The following is a 13912-nucleotide window of genomic DNA, read 5'->3' on the forward strand; positions in this document are numbered from 1 at the left end:
CACCTCTTTCATTTTCTAAAATGTCTTAATGCATTCACAAATATAATTACGTAAGTCGACATTAAACCGACAGTAATCGCAATAATATTTAATTCAGCCTGAAATTTATACCAGATAATGCACGCTAATAATACGAGTATTACACGCGTAACAGTTCCTGTTGTAGTCATTCGTTGCTGACTGTGCAATGCTTTATAGTAGTTGGAATACCAACTTAATGCCATAAATACAGAGATAATTGTTCCAACGACTAAACTTTGGACAATTATTCGATCAAAAAAGAATAATGACAAGAACTCTATGACAAAGATGATAATAAAAGCCTTCGCAAAAAAGTTCATAAATTCTTTAAAAAGTGTCATTTTACATTTTCCTCAAGTGTGATTTAGGCATATATGTATTGTTTGCACACTTATAAAGTGTACCTATTACATGCCTAAGTGTCAACGCATTTATTGTTATTTTAATAACATATTATGAGTTCATAAAATCTAATGGTTTTTCTGATATAAAACCATAATAATGTGAAATAATATCGACGATTCGATGACTCGCTTGTCCATCTCCATATGGATTTTTTAACTGAGTCATTTCATTATAAATTTCCCGGTTATTTAGTAGTCTATTTGTTTCAGTGACGATTTTCTCAAAATCTGTCCCAACAATTTTAAGCACACCACTCTCTACACCCTCTGGGCGTTCTGTGACATCTCTTAAAACGAGTACAGGTTTATTTAGCGATGGTGCTTCTTCTTGTATGCCGCCAGAATCTGTGAGAATAATTTCACTTGCCGCAGCAAAGTTATGAAAATCCATTACATCTAACGGTTCAATTAACTCGATACGGTCGTGTGTTAAATATCGTTGTGCAAGTTCGCGTATTTTCGGATTTTTATGAACAGGGTATACAATCACAACGTCGCGGTGTGTATCAGCAATATGTTTCATCGCTTTAAATATTTGAATCATCGGCTCGCCTAAGTTTTCTCTACGATGTGCTGTAAGTAGAATTACTCTCTTATCTTTATATTGAGATAATAATTTACTGTTATAATTTGGATCTACCGTTGTATTTAAAGCATCTATCACTGTATTACCCGTCACAAAAATTGTACTTTCATCGACTTGTTCTTTAAGTAAATTATCTTTTGCACGTAAAGTCGGTGCAAAATGCAAATCCGCCAAACGCGTCGTCAATTGTCGATTTAACTCTTCAGGGTACGGCGCAAATTTATTATACGTACGTAAACCTGCTTCGACATGACCGATACTTACTTTCTGATAAAAAGCTGCCAGTGCAGCAGAAAACGTCGTCGTCGTATCACCGTGGACGAGAACCATATTAGGAGTTTCTTTTTGTATAATCGACTCCATCTCTTTTAATACTTGACTTGTAATGTGAGAGAGCGTCTGTTCTGCTCTCATCACATTTAAGTCATAGTCTGGAGTAATGTTAAATGCATTGAGTACTTGATCTAACATTTCGCGGTGTTGTGCGGTTACGACAACAACCGGTTCTAGATGCTTTGACTCTTTTAATGCATTCACAAGTGGAGCCATTTTAATCGCTTCTGGTCGAGTACCAAAAACGACCATAATTCGCTTTTTCATACGATTACCCCTTATTATTTCGTTCCGAATAGACGGTCTCCTGCGTCTCCAAGTCCTGGAACGATATAACTATTTTCATCGAGTGAGTCATCTAATGCACCGATGTAAATATCCACATCTGGATGTGCTTCTTCTAAAGCTTTTACACCTTCAGGTGCCGCAATTAAACAGATGAATGTCAGTTTAGTTGCACCACGTTTTTTAATCGCAGTAATTGCTTCAACAGCACTTGCACCTGTAGCGAGCATCGGGTCAATGACTAAAATATCTCTTTCCTCAATATCACTTGGAAACTTTGCATAGTATTCCACCGCTTCAAGCGTTTCTGGGTCACGGTATAAACCGATATGGCCAACGCGCGCAGATGGAATAAGCTTATGGATTCCTTCAGTCATTCCTAAACCAGCACGTAAAATTGGTACGAGACAAATCTTTTTACCGCTTAAACGTTTTGCTGTAGTCGGACCGATTGGCGTTTCAACAGTAACGTCTTCTAGAGATAATTCTCTCGTTACCTCATATGCCATAAGCATTCCGACTTCGTCGACGAGTTCTCTAAACTCTTTTGTCGACGTGTGTTTGTCTCGGATATATCCGAGTTTATGCTGAATTAATGGATGATCCATTACGCGTACTTTTGTCATAGTCTCTCTCCCTATTTGTGGTCATATAACGGATATTTACTAGTTAACTGAACGACTCTGTCGTGAATTCCGTCTAAGCTTTCTCCGTTCTTTTCTTTTGTTAATGTTTCAATGATAATGTCTGCAACTTCTTCCATTTCCGCTTCTTTAAATCCGCGTGTTGTCATCGCAGGTGTTCCCATACGTAAACCACTCGTTACAAATGGTGATTCTGTTTCGAATGGGATAGTATTTTTATTTGTTGTAATACCAACTTTATCTAACGCTTCTTCTGCTTGTTTACCAGTTAAGCCGAATACTTTTGTATCTACTAACACTAAGTGGTTTTCAGTACGTCCTGAAACGATTCTTAAACCGTTCTCTTGTAATTTTTCTGCAAGTACTTTTGCATTTTTAATTACTTGCTCTTGGTATGCTTTAAATTCAGGTTGTAATGCTTCTTTAAATGCAACAGCTTTTGCTGCAATTACGTGCATTAACGGTCCACCTTGAATACCAGGGAAGATGTTTGAATCGATCTTTCTCGCATGTTCTTTTTTAGTTAAAATAATTCCACCACGTGGTCCACGTAATGTTTTATGTGTTGTTGAAGTTACAAAGTCTGCGTACTCAACTGGGTTTGGATGTAGACCAGCTGCAACTAAACCAGCAATGTGAGCCATGTCTACCATTAAGTACGCACCGACTTCATCTGCGATTTCTCTGAACTTTTTAAAGTCGATTTGTAACGCGTATGCACTACCACCAGCGATGATAAGTTTAGGTTGTTCTTTAATCGCAATTTCACGTAACTCATCGTAGTCAATTGCTTCATCTTCTTTAGATACACCGTAACTTACGATGTTAAATAATTTACCACTAAAGTTTACCGGTGCACCGTGCGTTAAGTGACCACCGTCAGATAAGTTCATACCTAAAATCGTATCTCCAGGGTTTAACACCGAGAAGTACACTGCCATGTTCGCTTGTGATCCAGAGTGTGGTTGTACGTTTGCGTGTTCTGCACCGAAGATTTCTTTTAGACGTTCACGTGCTAGATCTTCAGCAACGTCTACGTACTCACATCCTCCGTAGTAACGTTTGCCTGGGTAACCTTCAGCGTATTTGTTCGTTAACACGCTTCCTTGAGCTTCTAATACCGCTTCTGATACAAAGTTTTCTGATGCGATTAGCTCAATATTTTCATTTTGACGGTCGAATTCCTTTTGAATCGCTTCGTATAGTGCTTCATCTGATTGTTTAATGTAAGACATGTTTGATAACTCTCCTTAATATATAAATTTTATTAATTCATTTAGTTATAATGCGCGCGTTCCCCGCCGATTAATTTCGGACGAGATTTCGCAATTGTAAGTTGTGCTTCTCCGAGCGTTTTCGTATTCACTCGAACAGGAACTTGTACGTGTTTAATATGCATACCAATTAGTGTTTGCCCGATATCGATGCCTAAATCGACATCGACGTGCTCGACTACGACACTATCCTTTAAATGATTAAACGCATATTCACTTAAACTTCCACCTGCACTTCTGTCAGGAACGACAGTTACAATTTGTGATTGTAAATGATTTCTTTCGACTGCTTTTTTAGTAGTAGTCAGTGCACGGTTAATATGTTCACACCCTTGGAAAAACACATCCATATCATATCGTTCAACGACGGGTTCGAATGCTTTGAAAATCACTTCCGCAACTTCCATCGAACTATGTTTACCGATATGTTCTCCTTGTACTTCAGATGTTGAACATCCGATGACGAGTGAGGCATTTGAAAAGAAAAAATCAGCGTCTTCTAACTCTTGAATGATCGTTGTAAGCTCACTGTTCAATTTTTTCAATTCTACGCTCATGTCTACCACCTTCAAATTCAGTTTCTAACCAAATATCAACGATATCTAACGCTAATCCAGTTCCGATTACACGTTCACCCATACATAAAATATTTGAATTGTTGTGCTCTCGTGTAGCGTGTGCAGAAAACGTGTCGTGAACGAGTGCTGCCCGAATACCTTTATGTTTATTCGCTGCGATATTCATTCCGATACCTGTTCCACATACTAAAATACCGCGGTCGTATTCGCTATTTTGAACAGCTTCAGCAACCGGTTTTGCATAATCTGGGTAATCGACAGAATCTGTATCGAATGGTCCAACGTCTTTAACGTCGATTCCTTTATCTTCTAAATGCTGTACGATGGCTGACTTTAAGTTGAATCCACCGTGGTCTGAACCGATAATCACTTTCATTGAAATCATCTCCTAAATATTATTATACATTCTTAAAATGCAGTTTCAAAATCATTCGTTACTACCAGTTTATTTTATCGATATACTGTTTCATCTGATGAAACACACGTGTGTAATCATCCATATTACCGCCAAATGGATCGAGGACATCCCCACTTTCACCTGCATACTCACTTAAGAGATGAACATCCGCATCCTCATTTAACATTTTTACTTGTATATAATGACTTTTTGTCATGACGAGTAGCGTATTGTCGAGCGTGTCCTCATAAGTCAACTGTTTTGGTAGCGTAGAAGGTGAATAATTTTCTCTTTGGATAATCTCCTCACTATACGGACTGACTTGATTGGACGTAACAAACAAACCTCTCGACTCAACTTCTCTGTCCGTCACTGTTTTAGCGTAACTTTCAGCAAGTGGACTTCGGCACGTATTACCTGTACATACAAATATAATCATGCAATCACCCTTTAATAATCGTACTGCCTGTCGCTTTATAAATACGGTTCATCAGTGCTTCTGTTTCACTATTTTGCTTAAATCCGTATATATAGATGATTTCAACATCCGACGCGTCCATATGTCTCAGTGCGGCGTATAAGTTTTTAGCCGCTTCACGGTAACTTTCTTCGTCTCGACAAAGACTCGTAAACTGCATGTCTTTGTCGATATATTGGCGGACAGTTTCTGGCGCGATGACTCCAACTTTATTCTTTTTTATACCTTCAGGTACACGAAGTCTCGTGTTCGAGTTAATGCCACCTTCAACGACACTCATCGGCTGACGTGGTGCGTAGTGTTTGTACTTCATGCCAGGAGAAATCGGTCGTTCCATCGTATCTTTATGTTCTAAAATCTCTTCTTTTAATACGTCTTGTAACTCTTCGATTGATATGTGTCCTGGACGTGCGACTTTATATGGAAACTGTGTGCAGTCTAACACTGTACTTTCTAGTCCAATCTCAGATTTTTCAGATACGACTACACCAAATATTCTACCGTTTAAGTCGTGAATCACGTGTTCTGCATCTGTCGGAGATGGTTTGCCGCTTAAATTCGCACTCGGTGCAGCGATAGGTATATTTGTGTACTCTAAAATCTTTCGTGCAACTGGATGAGACGGCATTCTTACTGCGACACTATCCATTTCAGCGACTGTATTTGAAGCGATAACCCCATCTTTTAAAGGTAAGATAAAAGAAATCGGTCCAGGCCAAAACGTATCCATGAGTTTTTTTACTTTATCATCGATATAAGACGTGAACGATTCAACTTGCTCGTAGCTATGTACATGGACGATTAATGGATTATCTCCAGGCCGGTTTTTCGCTTGGAAAATTTTAATAATCGCTTCTGGATCTTTTGCATTTGCACCGAGACCATATACTGTTTCTGTTGGAATAGCGATGATTTCTCCGTATTCAAATGCTAGTTTGATTTCGTCCAACTTTTCAATCGTTTCCTCTGTAAGTGGTGCGTTAACGTCTTCAGATGTGATTTCCCATACTTTTGTATTCATTACTTCACCCACTCTATATATAAAATGCGGTCATTACCATTTATATCTTGAATAACTTCGCGCTTAGCGTTCGGCCAATATGTGTCAACAAGCGCAAGCACGTCCTTTTTTTCTTTCCAACCAATTTCAAAAAAAGCTTTCCCACCGTCATTTAAGATTTCGTCTAACGACTCTATCATTTTACGATAAAAATACAGACCCTGTTCTTCAGCGAAGAGCGCGAGCTTTGGTTCATATTTCTTTACAGATAATGACATATTTTCAAGTTCGTCTTCACTAATGTACGGTGGATTTGATACGAGTATGTCGACTTTAATCCCCTGTTCGATGAACGGTTCAAATAGATCACCGTTTAAAATTTTAACGTCGGCTTCAAGATTTTCTTTATTCTTCTTCGCGACTTCTAAAGCATCTTTAGAAATATCAGATATGTATACGTCTAATTCAGGACGTTCTAATTTGAGTGTAATACCAATTGCTCCGGTACCCGTCCCAATGTCCGCAACGACGCCTGAGTCGGTGTTTTTTAATACGTGCATGACGAGCTCTTCTGTTTCATTTCTTGGGATTAACGTATCGTTGTTCACGTAAAAATTTCTACCGTAAAAATATTGTCTGTTCGTAATATATTGAACAGGTTCATCGTTTAACAGTCGTTGTACACCGTTCATATATCGCTTGTAATCATCATCCGTCATTTCATTATGACCGTTTAAAATTAGACTGAGCGTATCCATTGAAAATAAATCGTCTAATAATATGTCTGCAGCGCGCGTTTCTTTACGTGCTGCAGACAATAATTTTTTCGCTTCTTTTAGAGCAATATTAAAACTCGGCATTGTTTAACTCTTCTAATCGAGATTTTTGGTCTTCAATCATGAGTGAGTCTAGTACTTCATCTAAGTTACCATCGATAATTTGATCGAGTTTATTAATTGTTAAACCGATTCGGTGATCTGTCACACGGTTTTGCGGATAGTTATACGTACGAATACGTTCAGAACGGTCACCAGTCCCGACTGCGAGTTTACGCTTTTCACTGTATTCATCTTGTGCTTCTTGTTGCATCATGTCGTAAATTCTAGAGCGCATAACTTTCATTGCGCTTTCTCTGTTTTTGATTTGTGATTTTTCATCTTGTGACGTTACGACTAAACCTGTCGGTAAGTGCGTAATACGTACGGCAGAGTCTGTCGTGTTAACGTGCTGACCACCTGCACCACTTGAGCGGTACGTATCGATTTTTAAGTCTTCGTTACGAATTTCTACTTCAACTTCTTCTACTTCTGGTAAAACTGCAACTGTTGCTGTTGACGTATGGATACGACCTCCTGATTCTGTTTCAGGGACGCGTTGAACACGGTGTGCGCCGTTTTCAAATTTTAGTTTTGAATACGCACCGTGACCGTTAATTACGAAGCTGATTTCTTTAAAACCACCTTGGTCAGAAGCACTTTTGTCGACGACATCGATTTTCCAACCTTGCGTTTCTGCATAGCGTGAATACATACGGAATAAATCTCCAGCAAAAATTTGTGCTTCGTCTCCACCTGCTGCCCCGCGAATTTCCATAACAACGTTTTTGTCGTCGTTCGGGTCTTTTGGAATGAGTAAAAACTTAAGTTTTTCTTCAAGCTCAGGAAGTAACGCTTCAGATTCTTTGATTTCTTCTTTTAGTAATTCGTTCATTTCCGGGTCGTCTGACTCTTCTAACATTTCTTTAGACTCGGCAATCGTTTCTTTATGTGATTTATATTCTCTATACACTTCTACTTTTTCTGATAAATCACTTTGCTCTTTTGAATACTCTCTTAACTTATCCGGATTACTAGTTACATCTGGATCACTGAGCAGTTCATTGAGTTGTTCGTATCTATCTTCTAATATATCGAGTTGATCAAACATATCCTTCGTCCTTTTCTTCTAGATTCTTGTTAATTATATCATAAATTATGTACGTTACCTTGTTATTTACGGTACAAAAAAAGCTACACAGAACGTATCTGTGTAGCTCTTATATCGATTACTCTTCGTTGTTTTGAGATTTGAAACCAAATTTCTTGTTGAAGCGCTCTACGCGTCCGTCCGCAGCTGCGAAACGTTGACGTCCAGTGTAGAATGGGTGACAGTTAGAGCACACTTCTACTTTAATATCTTCTTCTAAAGTTGAGCCTGTTTCAAATTCAGTACCACATGAACCACAGATAACATTTACTCTGTGATATGCTGGATGAATATCTTGTTTCATAAAACACATCTCCTTTGCCCTGAACCATCTGGAACAGAGTTATTTCGGGTTTTCCCTTTTCTAATACTTAAAATATTATACACGGATGGTTTCAAAAAATCAACACTACAATTTACATAAACGGTTTTCCAGTTCTGCTAGATTCAATCATCTTTTTACGTAGTACTTCAAAGAAGTCTTCGTTTGATTTCGTTTCTTTAATCGTCTTAATAAAACGCTCTGTAAAGTCATGTTTATCTGTAAATAAGTTTCTAAGTTGCCATAAAACTTCAAGCTCTTTTTGTTCTAATAATAAGTCTTCACGGCGCGTGCTTGAACGTTTAATATCAATCGCCGGATAAATTCTACGTTCTGCTAAATTACGATCTAAGTGTAACTCCATGTTACCTGTACCTTTAAACTCTTCGTAGATCATATCATCCATTCTTGAACCCGTATCAACAAGTGCGGTTGCTAATATCGTTAAACTTCCACCCGCTTCAATATTTCTCGCTGCACCAAAAAATGCTTTTGGTTTAAATAGTGACGCAGGGTCTAGTCCACCAGATAACGTACGCCCTGAAGGCGGCACGACTAAGTTATACGCACGTGCAAGTCGCGTAATAGAGTCCATTAATACGATTACGTCCTCGCCCATTTCAACGAGACGCTTACAACGCTCAAGTAATAGTTCTGCAACTTTAACGTGATGTTGTGGATGCTCGTCAAACGTCGAGTACACGACTTCAGCTTCTTCTACAGAGCGCTCGATATCCGTAACCTCTTCTGGACGTTCACCAATTAAGAGAATAAAAAGCTTTGCATCTGGAGAATTTTTAGTAATCGCAGTCGCAATTTCTTTTAACATCGATGTTTTACCTGCTTTAGGTGGCGCGACGATTAAACCACGCTGTCCATATCCAATCGGCGTAATTAAATCCATAATTCTCGTCGAATAATCTTTTGAATTCGTTTCTAACGTAATTTTTGTATCAGGATAAAGTGGAGTTAACGCTTGGAAGTGAGGACGTTTTTTAATTTCTTCAGCGTTATTATCGTTTACGAAGTCGACTTGTAGTAATCCGTAATAATTTTCTTTGTCTTTTGGTTTTCTAACTTTACCAGTAACTTTGTCACCTTTTTTTAATTCGAAGCGACGAATTTGTGACGCAGAAATGTAGATGTCTTTTTCACCTTTAGAATAGTTTACCGTTCTTAAAAAGCCGTAACCATCCGGTTGGATATCATCTAAAATACCTTCCATGTAATAGTTACCATCTTGTTCCATCTCAGCTTCTAATATTGCTAAAACAAGTTCTTTTTTGTTTAATTTACTATAGTTTTGAACGTTTAAACTTTTCGCTCTCGCTGTTAAATCTTTCGTCGTATTATTTTTATATAACGCGTCAAACGTTTCATATTTCATGCCTTCATGTACTTTTTCAGTTTCTCCTGACATATGTTACACTCTCTTCTATTTAAAAATTCACTGTTGCCTATTAAGTCAGTCATTATTATACAGTAACATTCTCATAAATTAAAACGAATAAAAAAGTCTAAGATAAAATATCCTAGACTTTAAAAATATAACGATTAATTATCTTCAACGACCATTTTAGGTTTTTTCTTCATTGAGTGTTTACCTTCGATGAAACGAACTGTTCCTGATTTAGCGCGCATGACAAGGCTAGACGTATTTACGTAGTCCCCTTTAAACTGCACACCTTTCATTAACTCACCATCTGTCACTGCCGTTGCAGCGAAGATTGCGTCGTCTCCTTTTACTAAGTCTTCTAATAGAAGCTTCTCTTTTGGATCGACACCCATCGATTTACAACGTGCTTCTTCTTCAGCGTCTTTAGGCATAAGACGTCCTTGGAAGTCTCCGCCAAGTGCTTTGATACCAACTGCTGCAATTACACCTTCTGGTGCACCACCTGAACCGAATAAAATATCGACACCAGTGTAGTCAAAGCAAGTGTTAATTGCTGCTGCAACGTCTCCGTTTTCAACGAATTTTATACGCGCACCTAATTCACGCACTTCATCGATAATGTGTTGGTTACGATCTCTTTTAAGTAATGTAACTGTTACTTCTTCGATTGATTTATTTTTTGCTTTTGCGACTGCTTTAACGTTTTCTGTTACTGACGCATCTAAATCGACGTGACCTTTTGCTTCAGGACCGACTGCGATTTTGTCCATGTACATGTCTGGTGCGTGCAGTAAATTACCGCGGTCTGCGATTGCAATAACTGTTAATGCATTCCAGCCACCTTCAGCAACGATTGTCGTACCTTCGAGAGGGTCTACTGCGATATCAATATCTGGACCTTCTTTTGTTCCTAACTCTTCACCAATATATAACATCGGTGCTTCGTCCATTTCGCCTTCACCAATCACAACAGTTCCGTTCATTGGGATCGTATCAAATACGTGGCGCATGGCTGTCGTTGCAGCGTCATCCGCTTCGTTTTTTAACCCTTTACCGACCCATTTTGCACTTTCAAGTGCTGCGGCTTCTGTGACTCTTACTAATTCCATTGATAAACTACGTTCCATCTATAGTTTCCCCCTCGGTTTTTATCATAGATAATTATAACACACCATTATAAACAGTTTAAAATAAAATAGAGAGTAATTTTACTCTCTATTTATCAATTCAATATGTGCACCTAGTCGCTGTAATTTTTTGATAATATTTGAATACCCGCGCATGATATGGTGAACATTATGAATTCTCGTCGTCCCCTCTGCCAATAGACCAGCAACGACTAAGCAAAATCCTGCACGTAAATCCGATGCATATACGTCTGCACCATTTAATTTTGAAGGATGAATAAAGACAGAACCGCCTCTATTTTCAACGTGCGCATTCATACGGCGTAGTTCGTCGATATGTCTAAAACGTGCTGGATAAATGGTTTCAGTAATTTTACTCGTATCTTCAGCTAAAAATAATAATGGTGTAATCGGTTGTTGTAAATCTGTCGCAAATCCTGGATATGCTTGAGTTTTAATTTCTATAGCTTTATATGCTTTAGGACGTCTCACGATGACGTCGTCATCGTCTATTTCAAGTTCAACACCCGCTTCTTCTAGTTTAGAAAACAACGCGTCTAAATGTTCTGGAATCACGTTTCTAACTTTCACTTCATCTCCAATTGTGGCAGCGAGTGAAATATATGATCCTGCTTCGATTCGGTCCGGGATAATCGTATGGGCCGCACCATTTAAATGCCCAACACCTTCGATACGAATCGTCTCTGTCCCAGCTCCGCGAATGTTTGCGCCCATTTTATTTAACAGTGTTGCCACATCGATAATCTCTGGTTCTCTCGCAACGTTTTCTAAAATTGTACGCCCTTTTGCCATCGTCGCTGCGAGCATTACGTTAATCGTCGCTCCGACACTCACGATATCAAAGAAAATTTTTGTACCGACGAGTTCTTCTGCTTCGATGTGCAGTGCACCGTGCTCATTTTTAACTGTCGCTCCGAGTGCTTCAAACCCTTTGATATGTTGATCGATTGGTCTCGGGCCTAGATGGCATCCTCCTGGTTGACCAATGACTACTTTTTTAAAGCGTCCAAGCATCGCGCCCATCATATAGTATGATGCACGTAATAATTCTACTTTTTCATCTGCTAGTGGAACGTTAACAGCATCTTCCGCATCGACTGTAAGTGTATGATTTGATAACTTCGTTTTTATATTTAAATCTTCTAGTATACTTACTAACGTTTTCACGTCAGAAATATCCGGCAGTCCTTTTAACGTCACTTCACCGCTACTCGCCATTAATGTAGCTGGAATGAGTGCGACGGCACTGTTTTTAGCACCGCTCACATACACTTCACCAGAAAGTGTGTGACCCCCGTTTATTTGAATGACTTGTTCCATGTCTTCCACTCCTGTGTGTCTTCGGTTTACTGGTTATTCCAGTCTTGTAAAAATTGCTCGATTCCTTTATCTGTTAAAGGATGATCCGTTAACTTTTTAAGCACTTTAAATGGAATCGTTGCGATGTCCGCACCTCTTAATGCAGCACCGTGTACATGTCCTTCGTTACGAATCGAAGCGGCGATAATTTCTGTGTTAATATCGTGGATGAAAAAGATATCATGAATATCTTCAATTAGCTGTAATCCGTCTAAACCGATGTCGTCTAAACGACCGATAAACGGTGACACATACGTCGCACCAGCACGCGCTGCTGTTAACGCTTGTACCGTATTGAAAATTAACGTCACGTTCGTTTTAATGCCTTCTTCAGATAACACTTTTACAGCTTTCATACCTTCAGCACACATCGGAATTTTAACGACGATATGTTTATGTAGTTTAGCAAGTTCGCGACCTTCTTCAATCATACCTTCAGCTTCTAGTGAAATAACTTCACCGCTCACAGGCCCATCGACAAGTTCACAAATCTCAACTAAACGATCGTGAAACGATATATCTTTTTCTTTAGCGACAAGTGATGGATTTGTCGTTACACCACTTAATACGCCCCATTTATATATTTCTTCTATTTCATTCATATTCGCTGTATCAATAAAATATTTCATCTCTTTTATGTTCCCCTTTTCACATATATACTGTCATTATAAATAAGTATTTCTCTCTCTTCAACGAATACATCATGATACGATATATTAAACGATATAACTAAAGGAGTTACTATGGATAAAATACTACATACACAAATGACAAATGTGTTTAACACGATAGAAAATCAAGAAGAAGAAATAGAAATCGCTGCACGATTACTCGCTCAAGCAACGATGTCTGAAGGGAACATATTATTAAAGACATTTAACGAAGCCACATTTTTTGAAGATTATTTTTTACACAATGACGAACGTATCCCATCGATTCAACCGTTCCATTCCATCGAAGATATCACAACACCAGACCGTCTATTAATCATCACAAAAGAATATACAGAAGAAGTAAAAGCATTCATCGATCAACTCGACGACGAGTTTATCGACTACGTCTTAGTTTCAAATACAAATAAAGATAATAAAGCGGAACTCGAAGAAAAGCATCACTTCATCGATTTATCTTCGAAGCGAAAACTCGTACCGATGCCGGACTTTGATCGTGTGTTAAACCCATATGGCACAGCGTTTTTATTCATCTATTATCATTTATATATTCTCATCGAAGAAATGACGAATCCGAAGTATGAATAAGTTAGTCGCATTGTGCTTTTAAGGAACTATTTCACGCAAATCGCTTTTGTGTTAAAGCACGCTCTCTTAATTTAACGATTAGAGCATTTGCGTTAACGTATGCCGGACTGATTTCACGCAAATTGCTTTTGTGTTAAAAGATGAAAAACTATTTCACGCAAATCGCTTTTGTGTTAAAGCACGCTCTCTTAATTTAACGATTAGAGCATTTGCGTTAACGTATGCCGGACTGATTTCACGCAAATCGCTTTTGTGTTAAAAGATGAAAAACTATTTCACGCAAATCGCTTTTGTGTTAAAAGATGAAAAAACTATTTTACGCAAATCCGTTTTGCGTTAAAGGGTGCCCCATTAATTTAACGATTAGAGCATTTGCGTTAACGTATGCCGGACTGATTTCACGCAAATTGCTTTTGTGTTAAAAGATGAAAAACTATTTCACGCAAATCGCTTTTGTGTTAAA

General features: G+C 38.4%; 16 protein-coding genes. 1 reads left to right on the forward strand and 15 read right to left on the reverse strand.

All coding sequences use genetic code 11. From position 1 onward, the window contains the following. Nucleotides 1-8: 8 nt before the first annotated feature. From BBS29_RS01920 to fsa, 15 genes are all read right to left on the reverse strand, one after another. Complete coding sequence (locus BBS29_RS01920) at nt 9-362, reverse strand: ATP synthase subunit I (protein ID WP_068128555.1); 354 nt, start codon at nt 360-362, stop codon at nt 9-11. 112 nt (nt 363-474) lie between these two features. Then, nucleotides 475-1611, reverse strand: a complete 1137-nt coding sequence (gene wecB / locus BBS29_RS01925; protein WP_068128557.1) for a non-hydrolyzing UDP-N-acetylglucosamine 2-epimerase — start codon at nt 1609-1611, stop codon at nt 475-477. Between the two features lie 14 nt (nt 1612-1625). Next, nucleotides 1626-2255 (reverse strand): uracil phosphoribosyltransferase, encoded by a 630-nt coding sequence (gene upp, locus BBS29_RS01930; protein ID WP_068128559.1) that lies wholly within the window; start codon nt 2253-2255, stop codon nt 1626-1628. An 11-nt stretch (nt 2256-2266) separates the two neighbouring features. Beyond that, on the reverse strand, nt 2267-3508 hold the full coding sequence (gene glyA, locus BBS29_RS01935; RefSeq protein ID WP_040928304.1) for a serine hydroxymethyltransferase: 1242 nt from the start codon (nt 3506-3508) through the stop codon (nt 2267-2269). A 41-nt stretch (nt 3509-3549) separates the two neighbouring features. Then, complete coding sequence (locus BBS29_RS01940) at nt 3550-4104, reverse strand: TIGR01440 family protein (protein ID WP_068128561.1); 555 nt, start codon at nt 4102-4104, stop codon at nt 3550-3552. After that, nucleotides 4073-4501, reverse strand: a complete 429-nt coding sequence (gene rpiB / locus BBS29_RS01945; RefSeq protein WP_068128563.1) for a ribose 5-phosphate isomerase B — start codon at nt 4499-4501, stop codon at nt 4073-4075. Before rpiB ends, BBS29_RS01940 begins: the two co-directional genes overlap by 32 nt. Before the next feature lie 61 nt (nt 4502-4562). Next, complete coding sequence (locus tag BBS29_RS01950; protein ID WP_068128564.1) at nt 4563-4961, reverse strand: arsenate reductase/protein-tyrosine-phosphatase family protein; 399 nt, start codon at nt 4959-4961, stop codon at nt 4563-4565. 4 nt (nt 4962-4965) lie between these two features. Beyond that, entirely contained in the window at nt 4966-6021 is a 1056-nt protein-coding gene (locus BBS29_RS01955; protein ID WP_068128566.1) for an L-threonylcarbamoyladenylate synthase, read from the reverse strand. Then, entirely contained in the window at nt 6021-6860 is an 840-nt protein-coding gene (prmC, locus tag BBS29_RS01960) for a peptide chain release factor N(5)-glutamine methyltransferase (RefSeq protein ID WP_068128568.1), read from the reverse strand. Before prmC ends, BBS29_RS01955 begins: the two co-directional genes overlap by 1 nt. After that, nucleotides 6847-7926, reverse strand: coding sequence for a peptide chain release factor 1 (prfA, locus tag BBS29_RS01965; protein ID WP_068128570.1), 1080 nt, complete (start codon nt 7924-7926; stop codon nt 6847-6849). The genes prmC and prfA overlap by 14 nt, the downstream gene beginning before the upstream one ends. A gap of 118 nt (nt 7927-8044) precedes the next feature. Continuing rightward, nucleotides 8045-8269 (reverse strand): 50S ribosomal protein L31, encoded by a 225-nt coding sequence (rpmE, locus tag BBS29_RS01970; RefSeq protein WP_040928311.1) that lies wholly within the window; start codon nt 8267-8269, stop codon nt 8045-8047. A gap of 112 nt (nt 8270-8381) precedes the next feature. Further along, nucleotides 8382-9674, reverse strand: a complete 1293-nt coding sequence (rho, locus tag BBS29_RS01975) for a transcription termination factor Rho (protein WP_068128769.1) — start codon at nt 9672-9674, stop codon at nt 8382-8384. A gap of 167 nt (nt 9675-9841) precedes the next feature. Beyond that, nucleotides 9842-10810: a class II fructose-bisphosphatase gene (gene glpX / locus BBS29_RS01980; RefSeq protein WP_040928312.1), complete on the reverse strand. Its 969-nt coding sequence runs from the start codon at nt 10808-10810 to the stop codon at nt 9842-9844. Between the two features lie 81 nt (nt 10811-10891). Beyond that, nucleotides 10892-12151: a UDP-N-acetylglucosamine 1-carboxyvinyltransferase gene (locus BBS29_RS01985; protein ID WP_068128573.1), complete on the reverse strand. Its 1260-nt coding sequence runs from the start codon at nt 12149-12151 to the stop codon at nt 10892-10894. A 26-nt stretch (nt 12152-12177) separates the two neighbouring features. After that, on the reverse strand, nt 12178-12819 hold the full coding sequence (fsa, locus tag BBS29_RS01990; protein ID WP_068128575.1) for a fructose-6-phosphate aldolase: 642 nt from the start codon (nt 12817-12819) through the stop codon (nt 12178-12180). Nucleotides 12820-12933: 114 nt separating this feature from the next. Here fsa and BBS29_RS01995 point away from each other — a divergent pair, with 114 nt between their 5' ends. Next, nucleotides 12934-13449 (forward strand): DUF2529 family protein, encoded by a 516-nt coding sequence (locus BBS29_RS01995; protein ID WP_068128577.1) that lies wholly within the window; start codon nt 12934-12936, stop codon nt 13447-13449. The last annotated feature ends 463 nt before the right edge of the window (nt 13450-13912 follow it).

This window comes from Nosocomiicoccus ampullae (assembly GCF_001696685.1).
GTDB classification, from domain to species: Bacteria; Bacillota; Bacilli; order Staphylococcales; family Salinicoccaceae; genus Nosocomiicoccus; species Nosocomiicoccus ampullae_A.

Coding starts and splice junctions, on each gene's coding strand:
- BBS29_RS01920 (WP_068128555.1), bottom strand. CDS start 362: ATGACACTTTTTAAAGAATTTATGAACTTTTTTGCGAAGGCTTTTATT.
- wecB (WP_068128557.1), bottom strand. CDS start 1,611: ATGAAAAAGCGAATTATGGTCGTTTTTGGTACTCGACCAGAAGCGATT.
- upp (WP_068128559.1), bottom strand. CDS start 2,255: ATGACAAAAGTACGCGTAATGGATCATCCATTAATTCAGCATAAACTC.
- glyA (WP_040928304.1), bottom strand. CDS start 3,508: ATGTCTTACATTAAACAATCAGATGAAGCACTATACGAAGCGATTCAA.
- BBS29_RS01940 (WP_068128561.1), bottom strand. CDS start 4,104: ATGAGCGTAGAATTGAAAAAATTGAACAGTGAGCTTACAACGATCATT.
- rpiB (WP_068128563.1), bottom strand. CDS start 4,501: ATGAAAGTGATTATCGGTTCAGACCACGGTGGATTCAACTTAAAGTCA.
- BBS29_RS01950 (WP_068128564.1), bottom strand. CDS start 4,961: ATGATTATATTTGTATGTACAGGTAATACGTGCCGAAGTCCACTTGCT.
- BBS29_RS01955 (WP_068128566.1), bottom strand. CDS start 6,021: ATGAATACAAAAGTATGGGAAATCACATCTGAAGACGTTAACGCACCA.
- prmC (WP_068128568.1), bottom strand. CDS start 6,860: ATGCCGAGTTTTAATATTGCTCTAAAAGAAGCGAAAAAATTATTGTCT.
- prfA (WP_068128570.1), bottom strand. CDS start 7,926: ATGTTTGATCAACTCGATATATTAGAAGATAGATACGAACAACTCAAT.
- rpmE (WP_040928311.1), bottom strand. CDS start 8,269: ATGAAACAAGATATTCATCCAGCATATCACAGAGTAAATGTTATCTGT.
- rho (WP_068128769.1), bottom strand. CDS start 9,674: ATGAAATATGAAACGTTTGACGCGTTATATAAAAATAATACGACGAAA.
- glpX (WP_040928312.1), bottom strand. CDS start 10,810: ATGGAACGTAGTTTATCAATGGAATTAGTAAGAGTCACAGAAGCCGCA.
- BBS29_RS01985 (WP_068128573.1), bottom strand. CDS start 12,151: ATGGAACAAGTCATTCAAATAAACGGGGGTCACACACTTTCTGGTGAA.
- fsa (WP_068128575.1), bottom strand. CDS start 12,819: ATGAAATATTTTATTGATACAGCGAATATGAATGAAATAGAAGAAATA.
- BBS29_RS01995 (WP_068128577.1), top strand. CDS start 12,934: ATGGATAAAATACTACATACACAAATGACAAATGTGTTTAACACGATA.